At 56.1% G+C, this 26932-nt stretch carries 22 protein-coding genes; 10 read left to right on the top strand and 12 right to left on the bottom strand.

Annotated elements, in window-relative coordinates; translation table 11 throughout:
- Positions 1 to 143 precede the first annotated feature (143 nt).
- Positions 144 to 1256, bottom strand: coding sequence for a sialidase family protein (locus EI77_RS05895; RefSeq protein WP_133793806.1), 1113 nt, complete (start codon positions 1254 to 1256; stop codon positions 144 to 146).
- Positions 1257 to 1313: 57 nt separating this feature from the next.
- Positions 1314 to 2228, bottom strand: a complete 915-nt coding sequence (locus EI77_RS05890) for a dihydrodipicolinate synthase family protein (protein ID WP_133793805.1) — start codon at positions 2226 to 2228, stop codon at positions 1314 to 1316.
- A gap of 139 nt (positions 2229 to 2367) precedes the next feature.
- Here EI77_RS05890 and EI77_RS05885 point away from each other — a divergent pair, with 139 nt between their 5' ends.
- From EI77_RS05885 to EI77_RS05855, 7 genes are all read left to right on the top strand, one after another.
- A complete protein-coding gene (locus EI77_RS05885) occupies positions 2368 to 3240 on the top strand; it encodes an AraC family transcriptional regulator (RefSeq protein ID WP_133793804.1) in 873 nt (290 codons plus the stop codon).
- 239 nt (positions 3241 to 3479) lie between these two features.
- Positions 3480 to 6212: a cation-translocating P-type ATPase gene (locus tag EI77_RS05880; protein ID WP_133793803.1), complete on the top strand. Its 2733-nt coding sequence runs from the start codon at positions 3480 to 3482 to the stop codon at positions 6210 to 6212.
- A gap of 15 nt (positions 6213 to 6227) precedes the next feature.
- Positions 6228 to 7223, top strand: coding sequence for an NAD(P)-dependent oxidoreductase (locus tag EI77_RS05875; protein ID WP_133793885.1), 996 nt, complete (start codon positions 6228 to 6230; stop codon positions 7221 to 7223).
- 46 nt (positions 7224 to 7269) lie between these two features.
- Positions 7270 to 8001 carry an SDR family oxidoreductase gene (locus tag EI77_RS05870; RefSeq protein ID WP_133793802.1) on the top strand — a complete coding sequence of 244 codons (732 nt, stop codon included), beginning with the start codon at positions 7270 to 7272 and terminating at the stop codon, positions 7999 to 8001.
- Positions 8002 to 8055: 54 nt separating this feature from the next.
- Positions 8056 to 8298: a type II toxin-antitoxin system Phd/YefM family antitoxin gene (locus tag EI77_RS05865; protein WP_133793801.1), complete on the top strand. Its 243-nt coding sequence runs from the start codon at positions 8056 to 8058 to the stop codon at positions 8296 to 8298.
- A complete protein-coding gene (locus EI77_RS05860) occupies positions 8295 to 8681 on the top strand; it encodes a type II toxin-antitoxin system VapC family toxin (RefSeq protein ID WP_166647064.1) in 387 nt (128 codons plus the stop codon). Before EI77_RS05865 ends, EI77_RS05860 begins: the two co-directional genes overlap by 4 nt.
- Before the next feature lie 61 nt (positions 8682 to 8742).
- A complete protein-coding gene (locus tag EI77_RS05855; RefSeq protein ID WP_133793799.1) occupies positions 8743 to 9537 on the top strand; it encodes an alpha/beta hydrolase in 795 nt (264 codons plus the stop codon).
- Between the two features lies 1 nt (position 9538).
- Here EI77_RS05855 and EI77_RS05850 read toward each other — a convergent pair whose 3' ends face one another.
- Entirely contained in the window at positions 9539 to 9910 is a 372-nt protein-coding gene (locus EI77_RS05850) for a CoA-binding protein (protein ID WP_133793798.1), read from the bottom strand.
- On the bottom strand, positions 9907 to 10263 hold the full coding sequence (locus tag EI77_RS05845) for a hypothetical protein (RefSeq protein WP_133793797.1): 357 nt from the start codon (positions 10261 to 10263) through the stop codon (positions 9907 to 9909). The genes EI77_RS05850 and EI77_RS05845 overlap by 4 nt, the downstream gene beginning before the upstream one ends.
- A gap of 586 nt (positions 10264 to 10849) precedes the next feature.
- On the opposite strand from EI77_RS05845, the gene EI77_RS05840 reads away from it, so the two are divergent.
- On the top strand, positions 10850 to 12952 hold the full coding sequence (locus EI77_RS05840; protein WP_133793796.1) for a catalase: 2103 nt from the start codon (positions 10850 to 10852) through the stop codon (positions 12950 to 12952).
- Positions 12953 to 13036: 84 nt separating this feature from the next.
- Here EI77_RS05840 and EI77_RS05835 read toward each other — a convergent pair whose 3' ends face one another.
- The 4 genes from EI77_RS05835 to EI77_RS05820 form a co-directional block, all read right to left on the bottom strand.
- A complete protein-coding gene (locus EI77_RS05835) occupies positions 13037 to 14266 on the bottom strand; it encodes a bifunctional folylpolyglutamate synthase/dihydrofolate synthase (protein WP_133793795.1) in 1230 nt (409 codons plus the stop codon).
- A 53-nt stretch (positions 14267 to 14319) separates the two neighbouring features.
- Positions 14320 to 15051: an RsmE family RNA methyltransferase gene (locus EI77_RS05830; protein WP_166647063.1), complete on the bottom strand. Its 732-nt coding sequence runs from the start codon at positions 15049 to 15051 to the stop codon at positions 14320 to 14322.
- 50 nt (positions 15052 to 15101) lie between these two features.
- Positions 15102 to 16343: a PQQ-binding-like beta-propeller repeat protein gene (locus EI77_RS05825; protein WP_133793793.1), complete on the bottom strand. Its 1242-nt coding sequence runs from the start codon at positions 16341 to 16343 to the stop codon at positions 15102 to 15104.
- 68 nt (positions 16344 to 16411) lie between these two features.
- On the bottom strand, positions 16412 to 17026 hold the full coding sequence (locus tag EI77_RS05820; protein WP_133793792.1) for a YdeI/OmpD-associated family protein: 615 nt from the start codon (positions 17024 to 17026) through the stop codon (positions 16412 to 16414).
- A 142-nt stretch (positions 17027 to 17168) separates the two neighbouring features.
- Between EI77_RS05820 and EI77_RS05815 the strand changes: the two genes are divergently transcribed.
- On the top strand, positions 17169 to 19688 hold the full coding sequence (locus EI77_RS05815; protein ID WP_133793791.1) for a CehA/McbA family metallohydrolase: 2520 nt from the start codon (positions 17169 to 17171) through the stop codon (positions 19686 to 19688).
- A 19-nt stretch (positions 19689 to 19707) separates the two neighbouring features.
- Here EI77_RS05815 and EI77_RS05810 read toward each other — a convergent pair whose 3' ends face one another.
- The 4 genes from EI77_RS05810 to EI77_RS05795 all read right to left on the bottom strand — a co-directional run bounded on the left by EI77_RS05810 (position 19708) and on the right by EI77_RS05795 (position 24929).
- Positions 19708 to 20718, bottom strand: a complete 1011-nt coding sequence (locus EI77_RS05810) for a peptidylprolyl isomerase (protein WP_133793790.1) — start codon at positions 20716 to 20718, stop codon at positions 19708 to 19710.
- 42 nt (positions 20719 to 20760) lie between these two features.
- Entirely contained in the window at positions 20761 to 21816 is a 1056-nt protein-coding gene (locus EI77_RS05805; RefSeq protein ID WP_133793789.1) for a glucose-6-phosphate dehydrogenase assembly protein OpcA, read from the bottom strand.
- A 167-nt stretch (positions 21817 to 21983) separates the two neighbouring features.
- Positions 21984 to 23540, bottom strand: a complete 1557-nt coding sequence (gene zwf, locus EI77_RS05800) for a glucose-6-phosphate dehydrogenase (RefSeq protein ID WP_208300275.1) — start codon at positions 23538 to 23540, stop codon at positions 21984 to 21986.
- 180 nt (positions 23541 to 23720) lie between these two features.
- Complete coding sequence (locus EI77_RS05795) at positions 23721 to 24929, bottom strand: alkaline phosphatase D family protein (protein WP_208300274.1); 1209 nt, start codon at positions 24927 to 24929, stop codon at positions 23721 to 23723.
- A 446-nt stretch (positions 24930 to 25375) separates the two neighbouring features.
- Between EI77_RS05795 and EI77_RS05790 the strand changes: the two genes are divergently transcribed.
- A complete protein-coding gene (locus tag EI77_RS05790) occupies positions 25376 to 26470 on the top strand; it encodes a L,D-transpeptidase family protein (RefSeq protein ID WP_133793787.1) in 1095 nt (364 codons plus the stop codon).
- The last annotated feature ends 462 nt before the right edge of the window (positions 26471 to 26932 follow it).

The following is a 26932-nucleotide window of genomic DNA, read 5'->3' as shown; positions in this document are numbered from 1 at the left end:
TAGATCAGCCTGCTGGCCGTGGCGCGATTGCTGCTCGGTCTGTCAGGATCGGTTGAGCCGTTTTGAAAGGTTCTTTACCCACTTTGCCGTGTGATCTGCTCAGGCTTCAGCCAACGGCTTTTTCAAAAGGTTCGGGAGGCAGCTTACTCAGGCCACTGGCCATCGACAAAACCGCGAAGCGTCAGCTTGGAAGGGTCGATGACCACATGTTTCACTTTCTGTCGTTTCCAGGTGTAAGTCACATGTACCAGTCCATCGCTGGTCTGGATGATAGATGGGTAGCTGTATTCCCCAGGAGCGCTCTCCATGACCAGGGCTGCCTGCCAGGTGCGGCCGTCTTTCGATGCGGAAATGTTCAGCGGTGTGCGTTTGCCACCCCATTTGCCGGGCGTGCCGCCGATGTGGTTGTAGATGATGAGGTGGGTGCCGTCCTTTAGCGTCACGGCATCCGTGCCGGAGTTATTGTTAGGCAGGGTTCCAAGACTCATCTCACCCCAGGTTTTGCCGCCGTCGTCACTGCGGATTTCAAAGACCTTTTCCTGACGTGATCGGCCTAGTGCGAGCAGTTTGTCACCACCGAGGAAAAGAATGCTTGGCTGGATGGCCTGGATCTGCATTCCGTCATGTAGGGGTTTCGTGCGTTCCCAGGTCTTGCCGAAGTCACGGGTGCGCTCGAAGTGGGCAGTCCAGACATCCTTTTTCTCTTTGGGGTCCTTTTCAGGAGATTCTTCGCTGGTGGGGCAGAGGATGCTGCCATCGGGCAATTGGACAGGTTTGTTTTTGACCGGGCCCAGGATGCCTTCGGGCAAGCGCCGGGGCTGTTCCCAAGTTTTGCCTCCATCATTGGAGACAGTCAGCATGCCCCACCAGGTCTGCGGGGTCGGCCCAGCTTTGTAAAACAGCATGAGGGGGCCATCCTTGGGCTGAAACAGCACTGGATTCCATGTCGGATGACGCACCACTGTGCCGTCAGAAAGGGTGTGTTGAATGCCGTTGGCCACCTCCACACTGGTTGTCCACTTTCCATCCACAAAGCGGGAGACCCAGATGCCCACATCGGGATCCCTTTCACGAGTACCCCCAAACCAGGCTGAAACGAGACCTGTGGGAGTCTCCACGATCGTCGTCGCATGGATCTGAGGATAAGGCCCGGTATCGTAGATGAATTCGGATTTCAGGATAGCTGGATCAGCGGCAGCAGCGAGATAGGGAAGCCCGAACAAACAAGGAAGGATGAGCAAGGATCTCAGAGTCATGGAAGGTAGGTGAAGGATGCTGAAGATGGATGGCGGGCTAAAAATAACGGGTGTTACTCACTCAATCAGACCGAGGGTGCACAGTCTTTCACGGATCATCTCGCGTTCAGGAGCATTGAAGCGTTGGAAGGGCTCGGCCATCTGGTCATCGCAAATGCCCAGGAGGGACAGTCCGCATTTGATGCCCTTGATGATGGCGCTCTTGTGGCGGCCGACGGTGTAAATGCTACCCGCCAGGCTCATGACTTGCGCATGGAGCTGACGAGTGAGGGGCAGGTCCTGGGCCGCAGCAGCGTCATACATTTTTACGTAAAGGCTGGGGTGCAGGTTGGCACCACCATTGATGCCGCCGTGACCGCCCAGGAGCACGGCTTCCGCCGTCAATTCTTCAGGACCGACGAGGATGCTCCATTCGGGCCGCTGGCGGGCCACCTCAATAAGGCGGTGGAAATAAATCATGTCGCAGGAGCTGTCCTTGACTCCGCAGATGCCTGGCATGTCCAGTGCACGGCGGACGAGTTCGATGTCAAAGCTCACCTTGGTCAGGCCTGGCATGTTGTAGAGGAACATGGGCAGGGGCATCTCGGCCACCAGATCCTGGATATACTGCTGAAGCTCTGGGGGAGCCGCCGGGAAATAATAAGGTGGGGCTGTCACCACGGCGCTCACGCCTTGTTCGGCAGAGTATTGCGCCAGATTCACACTCTCCACAAAAGCCGTGTCTGTGATACCCACGAGTACAGGCACCCGGTCTTTGACCAGCTTGCAGGTGCGCTCGATCAGCTCCCGCCGCAGCCGATAGCTCAGGCTGGGGGCTTCCCCTGTGGTGCCGAGAATAAACAGGCCATGCACACCGCCGGTGATGAGGTGCTCAATCAGACGCTCCAGGCCGGCGACATCTAGGGTATCGCGTCCAGACAAAGGCGTGACCAGGGGCGGGATGATCCCGCGAATAGGTTGGGGTAGTGACATGGGGGTGGATGCTCAGCTTGGCTCATGAGCCGCTCGAATGGCAAGATTTTGCTTGTGTCCATCTTTGGCAGGCGGATGACGATTCTTGACTCTGGACGTAAGAAGTCATGAACTCCATGCTTTGGTCTTCCTCCCCGTTATGTCAGCCACTGAACAAGCCGATTATTTCTCCACCCAGGTGGTGCGTACGCGGCGTTTTTACCTGCCCGACTGGAAGGAACGCCAGCGTGAGCGAGGTGGCCTATGCCTGGTGGGGGGAGGCTGTGAATGGTGCGCACCAGACTTCGTGGTGGACCGCCAGACCTTTCCATTTCTTGCTTTCGAATTTGTATCTCGCGGCAAAGGGCAGGTGACGCTGGCCAACCGCATGCAGGAGCTGGGCACGGGCCATGCCTTCTTTTTTGATCCGAACACCGCTCATGTCATCCGCTCCGATGCGGATGATCCTTTGGTGAAATACTTTTTCAATTTCACCGGTTCCCGCGCCAGCGCCTTGCTGGAGGAACTGGGCCTCGGTGCCGGATCCCTCATCCGGGTACTGGACGCCAGCCGTGTCATCAGCCTGCTGGAGGAGGTCATTGACCATGCCTTGCGCGGGGGCCGCCTGGGACTACGCGCTGCCAGTGCTGCACTGGAGCACGCGCTGGTTCTTTGTGCGGACAGCCGCCAGCCTGCGACGACCAAACTGGACCCTGCCTATGCGACCTACCTGCGCTGCCGGGGCCACATTTTGAGGAACTACCCCGTGCTGGCGAACATTGAGGAAGCAGCCCGCCACTGTCATGTCTCAGCGGCTTATCTGACGCGTCTTTTCAAACGTTACGATGAGGAGACGCCTCTTGCCTGCCTCACCCGGCTAAAGCTTTCTCAAGCCGCGATCAAGCTGCGTCAACCGGATGCTCAGGTGAAAGCGGTGGCCAGTGAGCTGGGCTATAAAAGTGCCGCCCACTTCTCCCGCGCCTTCAAAGCGTGGAGCGGCCGCTCGCCAACGGACATCCGCCTGGATGGTTGACGATGTTATGCAAGGATAGGCTTCGTGAGCCACGCCGTCTTCACGCTTATCTTGTGATACACGCTGCGTGGTCTGTTATAAAAGGGATGAAAAGCCGAGGATAGGGCGATTGTGGATTGCCTCACAGCATAACCGGGAGCATGGAAAGAAACTTGTTTCGCCTGCATTGGCCTGGCTTTCATCATCAGGCCATCGCGCTCAAGGAGTTGGTGTAGAACTGAACAACCTTGCTGATGACCATGATGAAACCTAACTCTAATCTCGCTTCCAGCGACTGGCATAAGCTCGAAACTTCCGAAGTCACCCGCTTGCTCAGATCGGATTGCAAACACGGTCTCACTGACGAGGAGGTGAAGAAACGGCAAAAGAAGTATGGGCCTAACAGCATCTCTGCTCGCGCGGGCACACCAGGGTGGAAGCGCTTTCTTCAGCAGTTCAACCAGCCGCTGGTTTATCTCCTGGTGGGGGCTTCTGTCATCACGGCTCTGCTTCAGGAATGGGTGGATTCCGGCGTCATTTTTGGCGTGGTTTTGGCCAATGCCATCATTGGTTATATCCAGGAATCCAAGGCTGAAAAAGCCATTGATGCACTGAACAGCCTGGTCATTACCGAGGCGACCGTGCGTCGCGATGGAAGGAAGGCGCGCGTGCCTTCTTCACAACTGGTGCCTGGAGATGTCGTGCTGCTGCAAAGCGGCGACCGGACACCTGCTGATCTCCGGTTGTTTGAAGTCAACAGCCTTCAAGTGGATGAGTCTGCCCTCACGGGTGAATCCGTGCCGGTGCAAAAGCACGCGGATGTATTAGGCCACGATGTTGTCCTGGCAGACAGGAAGAATCAGGCCTTCGCAGGCACCTCAGTGACCTATGGCACCGCGCAAGGCCTCGTCTCCGCGATTGGAGACAAGACAGAGACAGGGCGCATCGCTTGGCTAATTTCGGAAACGGTGGAGCTATCCACGCCTTTAACCCGCAAAATTTCTGCCTTCAGCCAGTTGCTTCTTTGGGTCATTCTTGGCCTCTCCGTCGTGACCTTTGCCGTGGGCGTAGGGCGCGGTGAGCCACCGGTGGAGATGTTCATGGCCTCCGTTGCGCTGGCTGTCGGTGCCATCCCGGAGGGGCTGCCTGCAGCAGTCACTATCGTGCTGGCGATTGGCGTCAGCCGCATGGCCAAACGCCGTGCCATCATCCGCAAACTGCCCGCTGTGGAAACCCTCGGCAGCACGACCGTGGTATGCTCCGACAAAACGGGCACGCTCACTGAGAACCAGATGACCGTGCAGCGTGTCTATGCAGGCGGGCAGGATTACCAGATCACCGGGGTCGGTTATGAACCGCGCGGGGACGTGCTGGATGCAGTGGGATCTAAAATCGATCTCGCTGTGCATCCGGCTCTGTTGGAATGCTTGCGCGCAGGGGTGCTATGCAACGATTCACAGCTTGTTATTGAAGAAGGACGTCACCTCATGCAAGGGGATCCGACAGAGGCAGCCATGCTGGTGGCGGGAGCCAAAGCCGGTCTGGACCATGAGACTTCCATGCAGGATTCGCCGCGCCATAGCATGATCCCCTTTGAATCCCAGCATATGTTTCGTGCCACACTGCATGAGCACGAAAGTGGACGGGTGATTTATAAAGTTGGGGCCGTGGAGCGTCTTTTGGAGCGCTGTTCCGACATGCTCGGCAGCGAAGACAAACCAGTTGCTTTGGATAAAGAAGCCGTCCGAACCGCTGTGGAAAAGATGGCTTCTCAGGGCATGCGCGTCCTCGCATTTGCCCGCAGTCATCAGGTTCCTCTAGAAGGTGATCTGTCGCATGATCATGTGAAGGGAGGCATGACTTTTTTAGGCCTTCAGGGCATGATTGATCCACCCCGTCCCGAGGCGATTGCGGCGGTGGCGAACTGCCGGCGTGCGGGCATCCTGGTCAAGATGATCACGGGTGACCACGCCCTGACAGCCAGGGCCATCGCGGAAAAGCTGGGCATCGCCGACGGTGATGGTGTGCAGACGATGACCGGCCAGGAACTGGAAAAAATTAGTGATGTGGATCTTCCGGCCATCGCCCATCGGGTGGAGGTCTTCGCCCGCGTCGCCCCAGAGCAGAAGCTGCGCCTTGTGAGAGCCTTGCAGTCTTATGGCCACGTCGTCGCCATGACTGGTGATGGGGTTAATGATGCTCCTGCGCTGAAACAGGCGGACATCGGCATCGCCATGGGTATCACGGGTACGGATGTGGCCAAAGGGGCTGCAGATATGGTGCTCATTGATGATAACTTCGCCACGATCCAAGCTGCTGTGGAAGAAGGCAGGGGAGTCTTTGACAACCTGCGTAAATTCATTGTGTGGACGCTGCCAACGAACTTGGGTGAAGGATCCATCATCCTGGTCTCCATCTTCTTTGGACTCACGCTGCCAGTGCTGCCTGTTCAGCTCCTTTGGGTGAACATGACCACGGCGGTCTTTCTGGGGCTGATGCTCGTCTTTGAGCCCAATGAGCCTGACCTCATGCAGCGGTCTCCACGCGACCCAAAACGTCCTTTGCTTACATTCCCGCTTTTCATGCGCACAGGCTTGATTTCATTAATCATGATCTGCGGTGCCTTTTGGTTATTCTTTAATGAAATGAACACCGGAGGCCAGACAGAGGCAGCAGCTCGCACAGCGGTCATCAATGTCATCGTGATGGTGGAGATCGCCTATCTTTTTAGCTGCCGTTCCTTGAACCACTCGCTCTTTTCCATCGGCCTGTGGACCAACCGCCTCGCGATTCTCGGTGCACTTGGGATGGTGGGTGCCCAGTTGCTCTTCACTTATGCGCCGGTCATGAACAAGCTTTTTCATACCCAGCCTTTAGGGGGTGGATCTTGGGTGAAAATTCTCATTGTCACCCTGCTCTCCTTTGCGGCAGTGGAGTTTGAAAAATGGGTCCGCTTTGGTGGTGGGCGAGGCAAAGACACCCTACCTGAATAATTCTTCTCATCCATGATCTCCGTCGCCTTTTTCGATACTAAACCCTATGACCGCGAAGCGGTTCTAGCAGCCCCTGGCAGCGATGCTGTGGACTGGATTTTCCACGATTTTCGCCTCACGGCAGAAACAGCATCCACTGCTTCTGGAGCTGACGCCGTCTGTGTTTTTGTGAATGATAAGCTGGACCGTCCTTGTCTGGAAAAACTGGCCGCCGCGGGTGTCAAGCTTGCTGCTCTTCGCTGTGCAGGTTTCAACCAAGTGGACCTGCCTGCTGCGCGTGAGCTGGGCATCGCAGTCACCCGTGTGCCTGCGTATTCACCTCATGCAGTAGCGGAGCACGCCGTCACTCTTTTGATGACGCTCAATCGCAAGATCCATCGGGCATATAACCGCGTGCGTGAGCATAATTTCTCTCTCGCTGGGCTTGTCGGATTTGATCTCTATGGCAAGACGGTTGGCATTGTGGGCACCGGAAAAATCGGACGTTGCACAGCCCAGATCTTTCGGGGCTTCGGCACCCGTGTTCTCGCTCATGATCCTTTTCCCGTTGACGAATGGGCCACCTCCAACAGCATCGAATATACGTCTCTGGAAACCTTGCTGAAGGAAAGCGACGTCGTTTCCCTTCACCTTCCGCTGACTCCGGAAACCCATCATCTGCTGAACCGCGAAACCCTGGCGCAAATGAAGCCGGGTGCCTATCTGGTCAATTCCAGTCGCGGTAAACTGGTGGACACCGTTGAACTTATCGAATCACTCAAATCAGGCCACCTTGGAGGCGTGGCGTTGGATGTGTATGAGGAGGAAGAAGGCATCTTTTTTGAAGATCTGTCCGGCCACGTACTTCAGGATGATACCCTGGCCCTGCTGGTTTCGTTGCCCAATGTCCTCATCACCTCTCACCAGGCGTTTCTAACACAAGAGGCCTTGGGTGAAATCGCCCGCGTGACCGTGGCCAATATCAACGCTGTGAAAGATAGCAGCTTCCTTCCAGGTACCGTGCTCACTTGAAGCGAATGCTTGGCAAAGATCCGCATGCTGCGCAAAATCAGCGCTCATGAATCTTCACGATCAAATCTGCGTCATCACCGGGGCCGCACGCGGCATCGGACTTGCTACAGCTCACGCGCTCATCGGCCGGGGTGCCAGGGTAGTCTTGGTTGACCTCGACTTTAGTGCGCTTTCGGAGGCCTTGAATCACCTGCCGGAAAGCCAGGCCCTGGCCATCACCGCCGATGTGAGCCGGGGAGAGGACGTGGCTCGCATCGTGACTGAAACCACCGCCCACTGGGGTGACATCTCTGTGTGGATCAACAATGCTGGTCTGGCCCGCCATCGGTGGATCACCGACTACACCGAAGGCGAGATTGACATCATGCTGGACGTAAATCTTAAAGGAACCATCCTCGGCTGCCAGGCAGCTTTGCGTGCCATGATCCCCCGCCGAAACGGTCACATCGTCAATGTCATCTCGACCGCCAGCCTGCGAGGCATCCCAAGCGAGACGGTTTATTGTGCGGCCAAATGGGGCGTGCGTGGTTTTACTCAAGGCCTTGCCGAAGAAGCCGCCGCCCACCGTATCCGCGTCACCGCTATCTTGCCTGGCGGTGTGGATACGGCCTTCTGGGATGAGGCCTCCACCCGCAGTGCCCCCAAACAGCTCTTCCTCAAACCTGAACACATCGCCGACGGTATCCTACGCTGTCTGGAGATGGATGACTTCTGTGTGCCTCGCGAGCTCGTTCTGCGCTCCTTGGATGACAGTGACTTCTCAGTGAAGCCGGAGTGAATACTCACAGTGGACTAACTTGACTAAGTTTGTGAGGGTTGCTAGAATAGATGCATGAAGACCATTACCACCCATGAGGCGAAGACTCACCTTTCGCGTTACCTCGCCGAGGTGGAGCAAGGCAAAGAATACATCATCGCTCGAGGCAAAACTGCGGTGGCGATGCTGGTGCCCATTCAACCCAAACCAATCAATCCGCGTCCGAAGGTGGGGGAAACTCTTGATCCGCCTTTTGTCTTTCCTGATTCCGCATTTGCACCTCTCACAGAAGATGAGCTTAAGGAATGGGGGCTATGAATCTGCTCCTTGATACCTGCACCTTTCTCTGGCTAGCCCTTCCACCAGGCCGGTTATCGGATGAAGCTAAACGCCAGCTTAATGCGACTGCAAATACGTTTTATCTCAGTGACGTCAGTATCTGGGAAATCACTTTAAAGTACTCTTCCGGCAAACTGCCTTTGCCGGATTCTCCTCGGCAGTGGCTGCCTAGCAGGCTGGAGTTTTATCAGGTTCAAATTCTTCCGCTCACTCAAGCTGCCATCTTCCTCAGTGGCGAACTTCCACGCACCCATGTGGATCCCTTCGACCGTCTTCTTGCCGCGCAGGCTATTGAATCGGGAATGACACTTCTGTCACCGGATCTACCGCTGTCGCTACTGGGTGCCGCTCGGCTGTGGTGAAAAGCTTGACCGTGTCTTCACTCCCACGTTGTTTCCTTGGAGCCGCTGTGTTGAATGGCCTATGCCTTTTCGTACCATTGAGGTCTCGCTGCCAGAGTTTGCCCCTGCGGGTGTTTCTTTTGTCACGGTTAAATCCTCCGCGCTGAAACGCCGGGCGGATCTCAGCCTTTACGTGCCGCCCTCGTCACCCATGGGACCGCTGCCGCTCGTCATCCTGCTGCACGGAGTCTATGGCAGTCATTGGGCGTGGCTTTTTAAAGGCGGGGCGCATCGTGTTCTGGACCGCTTGATCGCCGAGGAAAATCTGCCACCGATGATGCTGGCGATGCCCTCCGATGGACTCTGGGGCGATGGCAGTGGCTACGCTCAACATGCGGAGGCAGACTATCATCGCTGGATCGTGGAAGAAGTGCCGACCGCTGCCACGCTTGTAGATCCACGCGTAGCCCGGGCACCCCGGTTTATAGCGGGCCTTTCCATGGGAGGTTACGGTGCCATGCGCCTGGGAGCACTGCATCCGGAGAAATTCGCCGCCATCAGTGCGCACAGCAGTTGTACGGATATCGCCCATATGCAGGGTTTCGTGGAGGAGACTTCAGCGCAGTTTGTTTTGACCGAGAAGGAGCCGCTGTCCGTTATCGAGTGCCTGAAAAAGAACGTTTCTCTCCTGCCTCCGCTGCGTTTTGACTGCGGCAGCGATGACATCCTCATTGAGCATAACCGCACTTTGCATCAACAGTTAGACCGGGAAGGCATTCCACATGTGTATGAGGAGTTCTCCGGCGGCCATACTTGGGAGTACTGGCATGCACATCTGGTGGACAGCCTGCGGTTTTTTGGAAAAACTCTTGGTTAGGTTAATACTGGCCCGTGGCCAGCATGACGAGTGTGCAGGCTTCCTCCGGGCGGATGCCTGAGGACTCCAGCTTGTCTTGGAGGTCGGGGTTCTCAGAGCCGGGATTAAAGATGACCCGTGCGGGTTTCAGTGCGGTGAGTTTATCGGCCAAGTTTGCGGAGATGGCAGGTCCTACATACATCGTCACCGTGTCCACCGGGCCGGTTACATCGCCGATATCGGCCAAGACGGGATGGCCTTCGATCTCCTTGAGCCGCGGATGCACCAGCACCACCTCATGCCCATGCTGTAGCAGCGCCTTCATGGCCTTGTAGGCATAGCGGTCAGGTTTGTCACTGGCACCGAGGATCACCACACGTTCAGGAGCACTCACGGTTTTTTGGTATCGTCTTCGTCGAGGTGGAAAAGATGCAACGCGCGATGCGCCGCCGGGGCTAGTACGATGCCCATCACAGAAATGAACACCAGCCCGCTGAAAAGAGCATACGCACTGGCAAAGATCTTGGCGGCATCACTCTTCAGTTCACCCATGGGTCCCATGCCTCCCAGGATCATGGAAGCATTCAGCAGGCTGTCCACCCAGCTCATCTCCGCAATGTAGCGGTAGCCCAGGATGCCAATAGCCAGCGCTGTGCCCGCCAGCATCTGCGCCATGAGGAAGAACCAGAACATCCGCCAGGCAAACACATGCCGTGGAGCAAGGGGCGATTCACGAGATTCAAACATCAAGCAAAATGCAGCGGGCTGGAAACTTTCGCCAGCCACCTTTTTGGCGCGTGATCCATCTCATATCTGTCTTGAATGCAGACCTGGCCCTGTCTATGCTAAGTTTGTTTTAACACGGAAGCCTGCGGGCTTTCGCCGCTCTTTGAAATACCTTTTCCCTGGAAGAGAGACTGTTCATCTCTTCCTTCACTTTCCTGCAGTGTTCGTCATCGGGCTGTTAGTGACCCGGCCCGTTTTTATGACTCCGGGAGTCGCGTGACCTGGGATGTCTTGTCATGCCTTTACTGGAAGACAGCGCCCTTGTTCATGGATTCCCACCTCGTCGCCCTTGGGATACGAGGTCCTCAGACCGGACGGCACAACGTGGGACTCAAAGCGCCCTGGCTCTTGTCCAGGGCGCTTTCATTTTTAGGCCGATGTATGGGCGATCCCACCACGGCGAGATGTCCTTGGCGGACTTTAAAAATCCCTTCAGACATCCAAAGAAGTGTCAGGGGACGATGTGTGGGTGTTCGGCCGGAAGCCACCGTCCCTGAGAATAGGGCGCGGCGTGTATACGGACCTTTTATCCATCAAAAGAACAACCATGTCCGCCCCATCCAATACCACTCCTGCCCCTGCGCCGAAATGTCCGTTCACTGGACAGATTCCCGCAGAGACCCATCAGACCACAGATGACCTTAAGCAGACGCTCACGACTAATCACGGCGTCCCCATCTCTGACAATCAAAACTCGCTCAAGGCTGGTCTGCGCGGTCCCGCCTTGCTGGAGGACTTTGTTCTGCGGGAAAAGATCACCCACTTTGACCATGAACGTATCCCTGAGCGCATCGTGCATGCACGCGGTTCAGGAGCGCATGGTTATTTCCAGGTGTATGAATCCCTGAGCGACATTACCAAAGCTGCTTTTTTGCAAAATCCGAAGGTGAAGACAGAGGTCTTCGTTCGCTTCTCCACCGTGGCCGGCGGTGCAGGTTCCGGGGATCTGCCACGTGACGTGCGCGGCTTTGCCGTGAAGTTTTACACCAGCGAGGGCAATTACGACCTGGTCGGTAATAACATCCCTGTCTTTTTCATTCAGGATGCCATGAAGTTTCCAGACCTCGTCCATTCTGTGAAGATGGAGCCGGACCGGGGGTTTCCTCAGGCTGCTTCTGCGCATGACAACTTTTGGGACTTCGTTTCCCTGAGCCCCGAGACCATGCATATGCTCATGTGGACCATGTCAGACCGGGCCATCCCACGTTCCCTGCGCATGATTGAAGGCTTCGGTGTCCACACCTTCCGCCTTGTTAATGCAGAAGGCGTCTCCCATTTCGTCAAATTCCACTGGCGTCCAAAGCTAGGCACTGCCTCCGTTCTTTGGGATGAAGCTGTGAAAATCAATGGGGCTGATCCAGACTTCCATCGCCGTGACCTTTGGGACGCCATCCAAAACGGCGACTTTCCTGAGTGGGAACTTGGTTTGCAGGTCTTCGATGAAGAAACTGCCGCAGGCTTGGACTTTGACGTCCTGGATGCCACCAAGCTCATTCCGGAAGAAATCATCCCATTGCGTATGGTAGGGAAACTGGTGCTCAACCGAAACGTGGATAACTTTTTTGCCGAGACAGAGCAGGTCGCCTTCCTGCCCTCCAACATCGTCCCTGGCATTGAGTTTTCCAATGACCCGCTTTTGCAGGGAAGACTCTTTTCCTACCAGGACACCCAGCTTTCGCGTCTGGGTGGACCTAACTTCCATCAGATCCCTGTCAACGCCCCACGTTGCCCCATGCGTAATTTCCAGCGTGACGGTCTCCGCCAGATGGAAGTGCCTAAGGGACGCGTTAATTATGAGCCCAATAGCTTCGATGGCGGTGCGCCTCGTGAAAATCCCACACGCGGTTTTGTCTCCGTACCCGAAGTAATGGATGGGACCAAAATCCGCAAGCGTTCCGAAACCTTTGCGGATCACTATTCCCAGGCACGTCTTTTCTTCCGTTCCATGACTCCGACCGAGCAAACCCACATTGTGAGCGCTTTCGCCTTTGAGTTGGCCAAGGTGGAAAACAAGCCCATCCGCTTGCGCATGCTGGGTCATTTAGCCAACATCGATGCCGATCTCCATGCCGGAGTGACTGATGCATTAGGCATGCCCGATGAGTCGGAAAGTATTGAACCCGCAGTCGCCCCGCGTGATCTTGAGCCGTCCCCTAGCCTCAGCATCATTCACAAAGCGCCAGTCACCCTTCAGGGCCGCAAGATTGGTGTCTTGGTGACGGATGGCTTTGATTCCACGTTGCTCATGTCATTGCAGCAACGTGCCAAAAAAGAAAAAGCGGCTGTGGCTGTCATCGCACCCAAAATCGGTGGCGCGGTGGACAGTGAAGGCACTCTTTTCGAGGCCGATTTCCCCATCTCCGGCGGGCCTTCTATTTTCTTCGATGCCGTGGTCATTCTCGCCTCTAAAGAGGGTGCAAACGACCTCGCCACTCAGTCTGCGGCGGTGAACTGGGTCAGCGATGCCTTTGCACATCTTAAAGTCATCGGCCACACCCCAGAAGCGCAGCCTCTGCTGGATCAGGCGGGCGTGACACCCACCGATGGCATCCTGCCGTTGCCTTCAGAAACCGCTCTTTCCAAATACATCACGACGGCTAAAAAAGGCCGCATTTGGGAGCGTGAATCCGCCCTTCGCCGACCCGGTTAAGCTGGGTAGCGATTGAGAGAATAATTCTGCCTCTTAGCAGCAAGGTAACGCTTGGCTGCTAAGAGGCGTTTTTTTAATCCTCCTTTATTGAGCGCTGGGTTGATAGGTCCCGGTGGCGCTGACATTGCTTAGAAACTCGCCCACCAGAAACAGCGAACCTGTGATCAGTATGCGTTCTGGGAATTGCCGCGCCACTTCATAGGCATCATCCAGACTTCTGGCCTCCATGGATTCCACGTCGCCATCTGTATCCGTCATAGCTTCCGCCAATGCTTCGGATAGATCGCTGACGGGCACAGATCGAGGAGATTGAAAAGGGGTGAGAACCCAGCGCTCGGCGATTTCTGCCAGGGGCCACATCACATCCACTAAATCCTTGCCTGAGGACCCACCAAAAATGATCGTGGCTTTCTGCCCTGGGTATTCGGTTTTCCACGTCCAGGCCAGCGCCAGCGCTGCATCCCCGTTGTGGGCTCCATCCACCACGACTTGCCCCTTTTCCAGGGAGTGAAAGCGGCCTGCCCAATGCACGTTTTGCAGGGCAGCTTCCAGCACCACGGCCGGTACGCGGATGCCTGCTTCACGCAGTGCCTCCAATGCCACCGCTGCATTCCACGCCTGGTGCGGTCCCATCAGGCCCAGCTTCACATTTGTCAGCGGCCCATCCACCAGGGTAAAAGGTGCTTTCAAAGACTTGGCCGTGCGTTCGATCACCCGCAGGGCGGCTTCGTCCTGGGCGGAGGATACCACGGGCACTCCGCGTTTGATAATTCCCGCCTTTTCGCCAGCGATTTTCGCCAGTGTATCTCCTAATTGCTCACGGTGATCCATACCGATACGGGTCAGTACGCTGACTTCAGGGATAATTGCATTCGTCGCATCCAGGCGCCCGCCCAGCCCCGTTTCCAGCACCACCCAGCCGAGTCCGCGCAGGCGAAACCAGTCCAGGGCCACGGCCAGGGCGATTTCAAAAAACGTCGGATGCGGATCCCAATCAGCCACCAGGGTGCGGATTTTTTCCAATCCCGCCTCCAGTTCCTCATCACTGATCTCCCGTTCCGTATCGCGGATGCGTTCATTGAAGCGGACCAGATGAGGGGAGGTAAACAAACCCGCTTGGATGCCGGACTCCTTCAAAATCGCATGCATGAAGGCACAGGTGCTGCCCTTGCCATTGGTCCCGGCCACATGGATGAACTTCATTCCTTCCTGGGGTAGCGACATGGCCTCCAGCAGCTTATGGACATTATCGAGACCGAGTTTGATGCCGTAAAGTTGCGTGCTGTAAAGCCAGTCGAGTGCGGGAGATGCCATGAGGTTTGAAGTGGCGCAACAAACCTCCCTTTTGCCTTTTTGGCAGCAGGTTTTTAAGTTTTCCCAAAATCATGTCCGAGCACTGCCAGGGACGCAATGACCGCCGTTTCAGCCCTCAAGATCAAAGGCCCCAGGGTCACGGGGATGAAGCCCTTTTGTTGGGCCAGGCTTTCCTCAGCCGGGGTAAAATCTCCTTCAGGGCCGATAGCGATGAATGCCTCGCGGTGCCCGGTGGTGATGCCGTGCAAAGTCCGGCTGTGCTCGCTGAGCGCGGGCAGTAATTTCAGGGATTCCGCAGGCAGATCCGCGATCACCTGCCCAAAGGGACGCGGCTTTTCCAATCGGGTGACAAAAGGCGTGTGGCACTGCTTGGCGGATTCGATCATATGCCGCTGCCATTTGATCATCTTTTTTTCCAGATGCTCGCCTGTGAGATGCACCACCGTTCGCTCAGTGATGATGGGCCGGATGCTTACCGCCCCCAGCTCCACTGCCTTTTCCAACAACCATTCAAAGGGCTCTGCCTTGATCATCGTCGGTAGTAAGTGAATGCGATGCGGAAGGGCCGCGTGAATCTTTTGCTCGGTGATGCGCAGACTCACGCTGCTTTTGCTCACCGCCGTGATTTCTGCCTGGGCCACGCGGCCTTCTCCATCGAAGACCTCCACCCTATCCCCTGCCTGACGCCGTAGCACACGCGAGCAATGCGCGGCTTCATCGCCGCCCAGTGTCAGCGTATCCGGGTGCCATTCGGGAGCAGGGAGATAAAAGCGGCTGAGGGACATGGAGCCACTGTGAGCGGGGATAAGATCCGGGCAAATGCTGTTGCACGCCATCACTCCCCAGACAGCCGGATGGCCACCACCTTTTCCGTATCTCGCGCATACAGGATGCCATTGGCAAAGGCTGCATGGCTGCGATGGCTGGAGCGCAGGATCTGCATCGTCGCCAGCTGGTCAAACTTATCCGGTGCCGCCTTCACGATCCACAGTTCCCCCTGCTCGGTCACCACGAGCAACTTGTCTCCTGCCAAAAGCAGCGTGCCACCCGGAACCCCCGGTGAGTCCCAGCATACCTTGCCTGTGGCCACTTCGATGCAGCGCAGCTTCTGGCCTGTTTCCTGGCGGCCGTCGAAACCATAGAGATGCCCGTCTTTATAAACCGGAGTGCTGTAATGACAGTCCATGACCTTTTGCTTTTGCCACACGGTTTCAAAGGCAGGCTGCTTCAGCGGGGTGATCTTCAAAAGATTCGCCCCCACCCCATAACCTGCGGTGACAAACCAGCGTCCTTCCCCACAGGGAACAGGCGTGGCCGCATTCACAGAGGCCTCCATGTCAGCGCGTAGAGGGATGGAATCCAGCACAAAGCCTGTCTCTGGATTGACCGACCACAGGCGGTTACGCATCCAGGACAGCACCGTATCATCCACGACCACCGGCGATGCATACCCAGCTTCATCACCCGTGCTATTCCACACCAGTTTACCCGTCGCCGTGTCCAGGGCGATCATACCCGCCGGTTTGTCATCCAGGCTGCCGCCTGCCACAATGATCACCTTGTCCCCCACGACCAAAGGAGACGGTGCACGGCCAAAGAACCCCGGCTGGGAATTCACAGCCGAGGCTGTATCATAGGCCCAAATTTCCTTTCCAGTCTTGAGGTCCAGAGCTGTCACGCGTCCTTCGGGTCCATGGGTAAAGACACGGCCATTTGCCACAGCTGGGACCGAGCGGGGTCCGTTGTCGAACCCGAAACTGTCCACGTAATCGGTCACATAGGTGCTGCGCCACAGGACCTTCCCCGTCTTTGCCTCCACTGCCTCGGTGGTCATGTCACTGCCTTCCCGGTGGAATAGGATGACCTTGCCGCCGGTGACCACCGGCCCTGCAAAGCCGGCCCCGACCGACTTTTCCCAAAGCTGGTCCGGCTCCGCCTTGAACGTCTCTTTCAAAGCAGGCTCGGACGCATCTGCGATGCCATTGCGCTGTGGGCCCAGGAACTGGGGCCAGTCAGCGGCAAACAAAGACGAAAGGCTGAATGCGCAGATGAAAAAAGGGAAGGAGGCGGTCCGCATGCCCCATCATACGCCGGGTATGGGTCACGCCAGTACAAAGCTTTTGGAAACCCCGCCCGGCCTGGGCATCAGCCTTCTTTCCGCTGAGCCCATTTCTTCCCGGCGGCCAATGCGCGTACTGTTTCTTCCAGGCGGCGGGCGATAGTATCCGGCTGCTTGGCCATGCCCACCCAGACTTTATATTCGCGCTGATAAGTAGGCTTCAGCTGTTCATAAAATGCGGCTGCTGCTTTGTTCTTTTTCAGTGCCGCGGCCAGCACCTCCGGCATGGGCCATTCCTCGCGGGGTGCGGCTGGGGGTTTGGGCTGCGTGGGCTCTGTATCCACCTTTACCGCCGCATGCAGCAGGCTGCGGAGTGCACGCAAATTCAGGCCTTCCAATCCATCGGGCAGGTCGATGCTGTGGATGGAGGCATTCTCTTGGCCATGGTTGAAAAGGCGCGCTGGATCCGGCAGTTCACTGCCCCGGTAAAAGGTGAGTTGTGCGTGGTTTTTGAATCCGCTGATCCCGCAGACACGCTTTTTCTGGCTGAAGCAAAGCATGTTAGAATTAACCGACTCCTTCAGATCCGGCTCCCATCGGAAGATCAAATCTCGCAGCTCTTCACAGACGGCCTTGGACCCCTCCGGGCAGGTGGCGATCCATTGATCCGGGTCATTTGTGCGGGAGCGGCGGCAATCCATGCTGGGTGTAGAATGCGCCAAGTTTTCTTCCCTGACAAAATTTTCGTCAAGCCATCAGCTTTTGTGCTGGGTTCAACTCACGATCTGGAAAAGGCTGGGATAGTTACCCGTAGAGGGTTGGTACCAACCACTGTTTCTCGCCATGAACAAACTCGCTCTCCTTTTACTGACGCTCACACCTTCGCTCTGGGCTGCGGAGGCCTTCGAAGCCAGCCTTGGACGTGAAAAGGAATTGCCTGGTGGTAAGGAGGCCGATGGCATCCGGGGGGACTTTGTGCTGCGCAATGATAAAGTGGAAGCAGTCATTTCCTGCAATGCTCCCAACCGCCGTGCAAACATGAGCACCTTCTACGGAGCCGATGGCATCTCCCCAGGCTCGCTTTATGACCTGACCCTGCGCGGTGCGAACAATGACCAACTCGTCGCCTATTGCCCCGGCGGACATGGCCCGGTCTCTTATGTGCGAATCATCGGCAAAAAGGTGCCTGGGGAGGCCGCCGTTGAAGCTGTGACCACCGCCGCGATGAACGGGGGCATTTACAAAAAGAACGAATACCGCATCAAGGATGGCAAGCAGGGCATCTTCATCACCACGACCTGGCGCAATGAAACCGACAAGACTCAAAAGGTGGCGGCCAAGTCCGATCTGACCCGGTTTAACTCCACGGGGGATACCGTGGAAGGCATCTTTTGGACCGATGCGGTGAACCCCGCCCACAAGTGCGGCTATGCCCTGGCTACTCTGAAGAATAATGGCAAAAGTGCCGGCAAAAATAGCGAAGACCTGGAAATGGGTCCAGGCGAAGAGGTGGTCAAAGTCCGCTTCTTTGCCGTTGGCACCTCGCCAGCCCAGGCCTTGGGCGAGGCGCTGGAGGCCAAAGGCATCCCGGTGGGCATTGTCGAAACCAATGTCTCAGGTGAAGAACCGGGAAAGGGCGACCTACCGCTGGCTACAGGATCAGTCGCCATCAAGCTGGGTAAATCGGATGTGCTAGCTTATCCCGATGAGGAAGGCCGGTTCATCTGCAAACTGCCAGCAGGCAGTTATTCCTTCCGGGCTTCCGAGCTAGGGCGGCAGGATGTCGAGGCGATGGTGAATGTGAAGGCTGGAGAAAAGGTCCAGCCAGCACTCGGTCTGGGGCTGGCCTCCCGCATCCGTTTTGACATCACGGACGAATCAGGTCTTTCCATTCCCTGTAAGGCCCACTTCGAGCCCTTGGATAAGGACACTCCAAAGCTGGACCTAGGGCCTAAAGAGCGCGCGCATGGCTGTGTGGACCAGTATCACAGTGAGAAAGGCCAGTTCACCGTGGGACTGCCTGCGGGTAAATATCGCGTGGTGGTGGTCCGTGGTCCTGAATACGGACATTTGGCCAAGGACGTGACGGTGGAGCCTCACAAGGAATTTGTCTTTAAAGGCACGCTGAAACGCTTGGTGGATACCACAGGCTGGATCAGTGCAGACTTCCACAATCACAGCACACCCAGCGGTGACAACGTTTGTGACACCGATGGCCGCGTGATTAACATCGCTGCTGAGCATCTCGAATTCGCCCCGACCACAGAGCATAACCGCTTTTTCGACTGGGAGCCCACCATTCAGGCGCTGGGCCTCAGCCCTTTCATCAAGACCGTCAAAGGGGTGGAAATGACAGGCAGCCGCCAGCACATCAATGCCTTTCCCTTTGAGCCAGAATCCTATGTCCAAGATGGTGGCGCTCCGGTCTGGAATGACGATCCTCGCGTCACCGCTCTCACCCTTCGCCGATGGCAGGGAGAAAGGGAGGACCGCTGGGTGCAGTTCAACCACCCGAACTTGTCAAACATGTTTGTGGACCGGGATGGGGATGACATTGGGGATGGCGGCTTCATCGGTGTCGGGTCGATGATAGATGGGATGGAATCCCAGAACGGCGGCAGCACAGACATCTTGATGGATGCTCCCTTCAAGTTTTCCCGCACGCCCAAGTCATTGGCCACAAAGGTGAGCCTAGTGCGTGAATTCATGTGGCGGCAGCTTCTCAACCAAGGACATCGACTGGTGGCCGTGGGGGTGGCGGATGCTCATACCGTGTATGGTAATGGAGTTGGCTGTTGGCGCATCTACCTGCCCAGCAGTACGGATGATCCCGCTAAAATTGACTGGGCGGAGCTGGCTCCGAAAGCCAAGGCGGGTAACATCATTCTGACCACAGGCCCGTTCCTGGAGGTGAGCACAGCCGATGGAAAAATCGCTGGCAGTGATGTCTCCGCAACCGATGGCGTGAAACTCAAAGTCCGGGTGCAATGCACCGATTGGCAGGACATCAACCGTGTGCAAATCCTGGTCAACAGCCGTCCTGAACCAACGCTCAACTTCACTCGTGAGACTCACCCGCAAATGTTTCAGGATGGGGTGGTGAAATTCGACCAAGTCGTCACAGTCCCTTTAAAAGAGGACTCCCACCTCATCGTCGTGGCCATGCATGACGCCATGGACTTGAAGACAGGATATGGCACCAGCAATTACGGCACCATGCGCCCCTGCGCCTATAACAACCCCATCTATGTGGATGTGGACGGCGGAGGGTTTACTGCCAACGGTGATAAGCTGGGCTATGATCTGCCTACGATGGGCATCACGGTGGACGAGGCCAAGGCCCAGCTTGGAATAAAGAAGTGAACGGGAAGCCGGTTTGTTTTTACCAGCCGAACTTCTTGATCACCGCCTTCTTCCGCAGGCCTTCCATCCATTTGTCGATGATGGCCTTGGATTTTTCAGCAGAGACGGCGCGCTCGATTTCGTCGCGAACTTCATTCATTGGCTTGGAGTTGCCATACTTGATGGCGTCACAGGCAATGATGATGTAAGCGGCCTCGTCGTCGATCACTTCGCTCAAACCGCCTGTCTTCAGGTTGAAGGCGACGTTGGCGATGGAAGGTTTCATCTGCTCGCGTGCCATCCAGTCCCAGGCTCCTCCGTCTTCGGCATGGCTGTCTTGGGAATAAGTCTTGGCCGTGGTGGCAAAGTCAGCACCCTTGAGAAGTTTGGAACGGATCTCCTGGGCTATTTTTTTCTGACCGGCAGGAGTGGCCGTCGCCTCACCGCTGAACTTGGCAATGGTGATCGTGCTGATCTTGATCATGTCGCCACTCCGCCATTTAGCCACATTCTTCTTGTAGTAGTCCTCGACTTCCTTGGGTGTGGCCGGCGGCTGTTCGGCCGCCTGCTTGCCGCGCATCGCCTGTACGATCATCATTTTTTCGCGCATCTCGCGGAATTTTTTCAGTGTCATGCCGGAGGAGGCCAGTTCTTTGACGAAGGCCTCACGGTTGCCTTTGAAGCTTTCCCGGATGATGCCGTTGATGTCATCATCCACCCACTGGCTCTTGATGGAGGCACCGAGGCGTTTGAATTCTGCCAGCACCAGTTCCCGGTCGATGAGGCTGTCCATGGCAGTGGCGCGCAGGTTGGCGACTTCACGCTGTAGAGCGGCGGGATCGCTTTGATACTGCATGCGCAGCATTTGCTCCTGGGCATTGACGGCATCCCGCACTTCAGATTTGGTGACGACGTTTCCGTTCACAATGGCAGCGATGCCGTTGCTGGAGGACTGTGAATAGGCCGGAGCTGCCAGGCAAAGCAGCGCCGCGAGGCAGGTGAGAGGACGCGATAAAACAGACATGGCGATGTGCAGGGGACGCTTAACCATCACGGGCGGTTGTGGCAAGGGCAAAACCAGCCCGCTTTGTGACTAGGACAATCTGGCCAGCATAGGCTGGATCAGCGGCAATACATGCGAATAATGAGTGCTTCCGCCAGCCCGGCTCAATTGCTCGGAGATCAATTCGGCATCCCCCACCACATCGGCGGGCAGGATTTCCTCGTGGCTGTGCCCTTCACAAGAAGCATGGGTATGGACAAAGGCGGAGGCCCCTTCCCGGGTGATGGATACCTCCAGGCAGGGCGCGGTCAGCCGCAGGGACTGCAATGCGCACCCCTGGCTTTTTTCGGTCAGGCTAATGGTTAGTGTGCTGCCATCCGCCTTGGAAAAGACCAGGCCCTCCTTTTTTTCATCCAGACTGGCACCCAGTCGCTGGCAAATCCATCCCGCTAGCAGCAGCGCAGCACAACGCTGCCCTGGAGCATGGGTGATCTCAATGTTTTCCACCAATGGCAGATGCTCCCGTGCTTTCGCATCCTGGAAACTATTGGCCAGCGCCGTGCGCAGAAAATGGCTGCGTGTCCAGCTCAGGTCACGGACATCGAAGTCCGCCACTTCCTTCGCCGCCACCAGTCCTGCAAATTCAGAAACGGGGTCCGTCCAGCGCCCGCTGTCGATGATGAGGGTGTCGATGCGGCTATAAAAGCGCTCCTCAAAGTTCTTCGTCAGGTCCCCTTGCCACCACACGATCAGCGGCAAGTCCGAGTCCAGATGGGCAAATACCACATTCTGCACCTGAGCCGCGTCCCCACCTTCCAGCACAAAGGAGATTTGCTCGCTGCACACCACCTGTTTCCCTTGGTATGGACGGCACAGCGCATTGATCCAGGCCCGAGCCCGCTGCGGCTTTACCTCCGGCAGGCAGGTGATCAGCAATGCACGGCAGGCATTGTCATCCGTGATGCGGGACATCTGCTCGCTATTTTTAACAATGCTGTCCGGGTCCTCGCTATAGATCGCGAAGTTGATCAAAGAAGCGCGCGTCTTCGCCTCATCGCTCGACCACAGCTCCTTCAGCGCACGGTCGATCTTGGGCAGCGGCACTTCAGCGCCGAGGCAGGAAAGGGTATCTTCAGTAAGGGGCATGAGAATTAAAGAAAGCGTTTCAGTTCGTGCCGAATCCACTTTGGATCCCGGCGCATGGGGACGCTGTCGTGTATGAAACTTGGACCTCGACGATGTTGCCCAGAAGAGTCGCTTTCATGGCTTCATCAGATAAAACAAAAGCTTTTAGATCATGAGGGTGGATATGGTCACAGCAGCCGCCACTCCCGCCCATCCTGGCGCAGAAGATCATCCGCTTCTTTCGGGCCCCACGAGCCCGCAGGGTATTCGCACATCGGCGGCGGATTGGGTGATTTATGCCAAGCGTGTTCAAGTTCATCAATGAACTTCCATGCGCTTTCCACCTCGTCACGGCGGGCAAAGAGGGTCGCATCGCCCGCCATCGCATCCAGCAGCAGGCGCTCATAGGCCTCCGGGCTGGCTTTGCCGAAGCTGCCGCTGTAGCGGAAATCCATCTTCACCTGCTGCATGGACAGGGCCTGGCCAGGCTGTTTGCACAGGATGCGCAGGGCGATGCCCTCATCCGGCTGGATGCGGATCACCAGCGTGTTTTCACTGCTCCCCGGCAGGCGTGCCGTGGCGAAAGGAACCTGCGGCGGCTTTTTGAAATGTACACTGATCTCCGTTGCCTTCTTCGGCAGTTGCTTGCCCACGCGGATGTAGAAGGGCACGCCCTGCCAGCGCCACGTATCCACAAAAAGGCGCAGTGCCACGTAGGCCTCCGTCTTGGATTCCGGGTTTACCCGGTCTTCTTGCCGGTAGCCCACCCGGGACACACCATCCACACTGCCTGCGGTATATTGTGCACGGATCACGTTTGCACCCACGGCCTCCGGACCCACGAGAGGGCGCAGCGCACGAATCACTTTCACTTTCTCATCACGCACACTGTCCGCGCTCAGGTCCGTCGGCGGTTCCATGGCCACCAGGGACAGCAATTGGAAAAGATGGTTCTGCACCATGTCACGCAGCGCACCCGCCGTGTCATAGTAACCCCCACGTCCGCCTTCCATGCCCAGGTTTTCTGCGCAGGTGATCTGCACATGGTCAATGTATCGACTGTTCCAGTTCGGCTCAAACAGCGCATTGGCAAACCGCAGCACCATGATGTTCTGCGCCGTCTCCTTGCCCAGATAATGGTCGATGCGGTAAGTGTCCTTTTCTTCAAAGGTGCCCGCGACCGTCTCATTCAGACCACGTGCAGTGGCCAGATCCTTGCCAAACGGCTTCTCACAGACCACACGGGCCCATTTGCCGTTCACCCCCTGGCTCAGCCCCGCTTCCCGCAGCATCTCCAGGATGGGCTTGAAAGCCTCCGGCGCAGAAGCCAGGTAAAATAGCCGGTTAGCTGGTGCTCCGCGCTCTTCGTCAAATTTGTTCAACAACTCAGCCAGGGCTTTGTACCCCTCCAGGTCCTCAAACTCGCTGCGGTGATAGTGGATGCTCTGGGAAAAGCTGGCCCACAGCTCATCACTGTGACCCTGGCGGCTGTTCTTGCGGTTACCCTCTTCCAACTCCTGGCGGAAGACATCGTCCGATTTGTCACGGCGCGCAAAACCCACCACTTTAAACTGCGGCGGCAGATCCCCCTCCGCGGCCACATTATAGAGAGCCGGGATGAGCTTGCGATTAGTCAGATCTCCCGTGGCGCCAAAGATGACCACAGTGCATGGCTCCGCGCGATGACGCTGGAGGAGAGTTTCTTGAAAGGGATTTTCCAGTTCAGGCATGATGGGAAAGGGCATGAAGAGTAGCGCACCCCCCACACCTGGCAACTGGCGATGCAGCCTCCAGGCCAGGACATGGATGAAAACAGTTCATGGATGAGATGAACGCCGCCCCGACCCCAGGAGATAGTGGTTCATGGTCTTGCCCATAGGTCTATCCGTCTAAAAGCCAGCACGAAAACCTCATCAAGTCGCCTCTCACGGAGTGAAAGATCCTGTTTTCACCGGGATGTTGGAACTCTTGGTCGTCCGGTAGATCCGATACTGAACTGTACCGTCTCCGGGCACTTCAATGGCCATCAGGTTTGAATTCTTGCCAAAGAAAGAGCTTTTATCAATCTGACTGTGGATCATGAAGCCGTTTTTCAGTTTCCGTGTCAGACTCGGGATAAACTGTTTCTCCATCGGCAGGTCCGGCGTGATCTGGTTGATGGGGCTGGACATCAGTTCATAGATCCGGGCCGTGCTGCCCGCTGCATCTGTAAAATCTAAAGTAGCCATCAATGCCGAATGCATGTCGCCCGTCAGGAAGACGACCTTGGATATTCCATGGGAAAGGATATGGGACAAAATTCTACCCCGCTGCCCATCGTATGCCGGGTCACACCATTTGTCAGCCTCCGGTGTTTTCACCTCTGTCACGAACGGCACACTGGTGACGATGAATTTAAGAGCGTCCTTGTGCGCCGACAGCCACTTCAGCAGTGCCTTTTCCTGCACGGGATCAATCATCTGCCCGCTGCCTGAAGCGCGATAGTAACGCGTATCCATTACAAAGAACTGCGTTTGCCCATAACTAAAGTCGTAGTGATAATGAAAGCCTGCAGCGGTGGCATGCGGATTGTGCGAATGTTGAAATTCCCAGTAAACTTTCATCGCCACCCTCGCCAGCCCCTGATAATCCACATTTCCCGCTGTCAGATCATTATCAAAGTTGTTGATGATCTCATGATCATCCAAGATCATGTAGTGAGGCAGTTCTGTCAGTGCCTTTCGAGCCGGGGTGCAGTCATCCCAGGCATCCAGGTACTTGTCCCGGTAGTGCTCCAGGCTTGCCTGGGGTTTCAGGGGAATGTCCGCGTAGATCTGGTCCCCAGCATGAATCATGAATCGCGCTTCGTTATGCTTGGCCAGTGACGAAACTTGCATCCACGCGCGGTCAGGTTTTTCTATAAATCCCAGGGAATGTAAATTGCAAGAGCCCAACATGAAGGTAAACGCAGCGCCGTTATCCGCTTCTGGAAAAGTTCGGAAATTTCCCTCCGTGTAGGCATCCCGCACCCGCTCGTCCTCCGTGCTTTTCTTGTCCTTGCCATAAGCGACCTTTACCCGGTAGGCGTTGTTGGCGCTTAGTCCCTTCCATTCCACTACATGGGTAAAAAATTCTTCTTCTAAGGTTAGAGCCACATGGGTAGGAGCAGTCTTTTGATCCGCAGAGTCCAATACATCTAGAAATGCGTAAGGCCATCGGGCAGACCCGCGCACCCAAATTTTAATAGAATGATTCGTCGTATGTCCAAGAATGAGGCGTGACATGATTATTGGTAAAGTTGAATTACATGTTCTTTACTAAGAATAACATAGCATTTAAATGGCCGTGTCGATGGATATACTGCGAGTATATGCAAATAATTTTGAGAACACCACTCGTAAGGGCCCTTGTGCGCGTGCTCACTGATATGCTGGTGCCTGGAATGTTCAGCATCATCCAGCATCGGATTTTCATCCGGTAGGCATTCATTCGCATATTCTTCGTCCCCCGTCCTTGACCAAACCTTGGAAGGCCCTGATTTATGAGGAGCTAACAGGCCTCTGGCACTCCTCCAGTTCCCTCGTCGGTGAATCCATTCGCCATGAAACACCCCCTTTTCATATCCGTGACCCGGCTTGTATCTGTGCTTGCCCTCGCGTGCGTCTCCGCATCGGCCGTTATCCCGGATCCCCTGCCTCCCGCACCGGAGCCTGTGGAGGATATATTGCGCCTGCAAATTTTCCTCGATACCCATCTCTTCGGCCCCGGCAAAGTGGATGGCCGCCCGGGTGAATTCACCACCAAGGCTCTCAAGCGCTACCAGACTACCCTGGGTCTACCCGTAACCGAGATCGGCGACCATACCCTAGATCTCTCCAGCGTGGGGGAAAGCATCATCACTTACACCATCCGGCCCGAAGACCTGCAATACGTCGGCCACCTCCCCACCCAGCCTTCCGCTCAGAGTAAAAAGAAATACCTCCCTTATGACTCCCTGATCGAATTTCTCAGCGAGCGTTTCCATTGCTCCCCGGAGCTCATCGAATTTCTCAATCACCCCATGAAAATGGGCACCCTCAAGCCCGGTGATGTCGTCAAGGTCCCCAACGTCCAGCCCTTCCTCATCGAAGAACTCACCCAGATTGCCAGCCTGCCGGAGATCCCCGAATACCTCCCCCGCATCATCAAGATCGACACCCGCGAAAAGCTCCTCGGCGTCTATGAAGGGGAAAAGCTCCTCGCCAGCCTCCCCATCACCCCTGGCAGCGGCCACCTCGCCACCCCGCCCGGCACTTGGCGTATCCTCGGCATCGCCCAGATGCCCACCTTCCGCTGGGATAAAAGCGTGCTCGAATACGGCGTACGCAGCGGCAGCTATTACAACCTCCCCATGGGTCCGAATAACCCCGTCGGCGTCATGTGGATCGGCCTCAACAAACCCGGCATCGGCATTCACGGCACGAATCAAGGCCAGACCATCGGTCGCAGCGCCAGCCACGGCTGCATGCGTACTGCCAACTGGGACGTCGTCCGCCTTGCCAAATTGATCACCAAAGGCATGACCGTCATCATCGAAGGCCCCGCCCCCACCCCCCGGCCTGTCATCGTCGCTAAAGCCAAAAAAGCCGACGAGATCCCGCCTCCATCCAATCCTGAGCCCAAACGTGGCTTTAAGCTTCTCTTCTGGAAGAAATAGCTGGGGTGCGTAGGCGATCTTAAACCCACAGTTTGATCCACTTGTCTTAAGTGGGGACACATCTTCCTTGAATACAGGGTTTCCTTCACGGATTTTGGATGAGCCACTCGGCTGCCGTCATCTTTGGATAAGCCAACCCAGCCTCCCCCCACCATCCCCATCTGGGGAAGAAATGGGGAGATGCCTCCCCATCATAAATCATTGGAAATCAATAGTTTAATATCGAGGAAAGACATGATGGGGAAATATTCATCCATTTTCCCCATACCCATTTTCAAGTCCAATGATTCCTGTCCTCCAAGAGTTTCCCCGCTCTATGAGATCAAAGGATCTTAATGAGAAAGTCAGTAAATAGTAGGACAATCTAGTGCATTCAGATTGACTCTCATGTCCTTGTGTTTTAAGCCGGATCAGGGTTAAGCAGCCGTGTGTGATGCCCGCCATGCAATTTCAATTGTGGCC

The organism is Prosthecobacter fusiformis (assembly GCF_004364345.1).
GTDB lineage: Bacteria > Verrucomicrobiota > Verrucomicrobiia > Verrucomicrobiales > Verrucomicrobiaceae > Prosthecobacter > Prosthecobacter fusiformis.
Note: the sequence above shows the minus strand (reverse complement) of the source record. Positions and strands in the feature narration are given on the sequence as shown.

Excerpts from the sequence above, each read along its gene's own strand:
- EI77_RS05865 (WP_133793801.1), top strand. The coding sequence starts at position 8,056 with ATGAAGACCATTACCACCCATGAGGCGAAGACTCACCTTTCGCGTTAC.
- EI77_RS05830 (WP_166647063.1), bottom strand. The coding sequence starts at position 15,051 with ATGTCCCTCAGCCGCTTTTATCTCCCTGCTCCCGAATGGCACCCGGAT.
- EI77_RS05805 (WP_133793789.1), bottom strand. The coding sequence starts at position 21,816 with ATGCCCCTTACTGAAGATACCCTTTCCTGCCTCGGCGCTGAAGTGCCG.
- EI77_RS05810 (WP_133793790.1), bottom strand. The coding sequence starts at position 20,718 with ATGGTTAAGCGTCCCCTGCACATCGCCATGTCTGTTTTATCGCGTCCT.
- EI77_RS05885 (WP_133793804.1), top strand. The coding sequence starts at position 2,368 with ATGTCAGCCACTGAACAAGCCGATTATTTCTCCACCCAGGTGGTGCGT.
- EI77_RS05835 (WP_133793795.1), bottom strand. The coding sequence starts at position 14,266 with ATGGCATCTCCCGCACTCGACTGGCTTTACAGCACGCAACTTTACGGC.
- EI77_RS05880 (WP_133793803.1), top strand. The coding sequence starts at position 3,480 with ATGATGAAACCTAACTCTAATCTCGCTTCCAGCGACTGGCATAAGCTC.
- EI77_RS05845 (WP_133793797.1), bottom strand. The coding sequence starts at position 10,263 with ATGTTTGAATCTCGTGAATCGCCCCTTGCTCCACGGCATGTGTTTGCC.
- zwf (WP_208300275.1), bottom strand. The coding sequence starts at position 23,540 with ATGCCCTTTCCCATCATGCCTGAACTGGAAAATCCCTTTCAAGAAACT.
- EI77_RS05815 (WP_133793791.1), top strand. The coding sequence starts at position 17,169 with ATGAACAAACTCGCTCTCCTTTTACTGACGCTCACACCTTCGCTCTGG.
- EI77_RS05860 (WP_166647064.1), top strand. The coding sequence starts at position 8,295 with ATGAATCTGCTCCTTGATACCTGCACCTTTCTCTGGCTAGCCCTTCCA.
- EI77_RS05820 (WP_133793792.1), bottom strand. The coding sequence starts at position 17,026 with ATGGATTGCCGCCGCTCCCGCACAAATGACCCGGATCAATGGATCGCC.
- EI77_RS05790 (WP_133793787.1), top strand. The coding sequence starts at position 25,376 with ATGAAACACCCCCTTTTCATATCCGTGACCCGGCTTGTATCTGTGCTT.
- EI77_RS05840 (WP_133793796.1), top strand. The coding sequence starts at position 10,850 with ATGTCCGCCCCATCCAATACCACTCCTGCCCCTGCGCCGAAATGTCCG.
- EI77_RS05895 (WP_133793806.1), bottom strand. The coding sequence starts at position 1,256 with ATGACTCTGAGATCCTTGCTCATCCTTCCTTGTTTGTTCGGGCTTCCC.
- EI77_RS05855 (WP_133793799.1), top strand. The coding sequence starts at position 8,743 with ATGCCTTTTCGTACCATTGAGGTCTCGCTGCCAGAGTTTGCCCCTGCG.
- EI77_RS05890 (WP_133793805.1), bottom strand. The coding sequence starts at position 2,228 with ATGTCACTACCCCAACCTATTCGCGGGATCATCCCGCCCCTGGTCACG.
- EI77_RS05825 (WP_133793793.1), bottom strand. The coding sequence starts at position 16,343 with ATGCGGACCGCCTCCTTCCCTTTTTTCATCTGCGCATTCAGCCTTTCG.
- EI77_RS05870 (WP_133793802.1), top strand. The coding sequence starts at position 7,270 with ATGAATCTTCACGATCAAATCTGCGTCATCACCGGGGCCGCACGCGGC.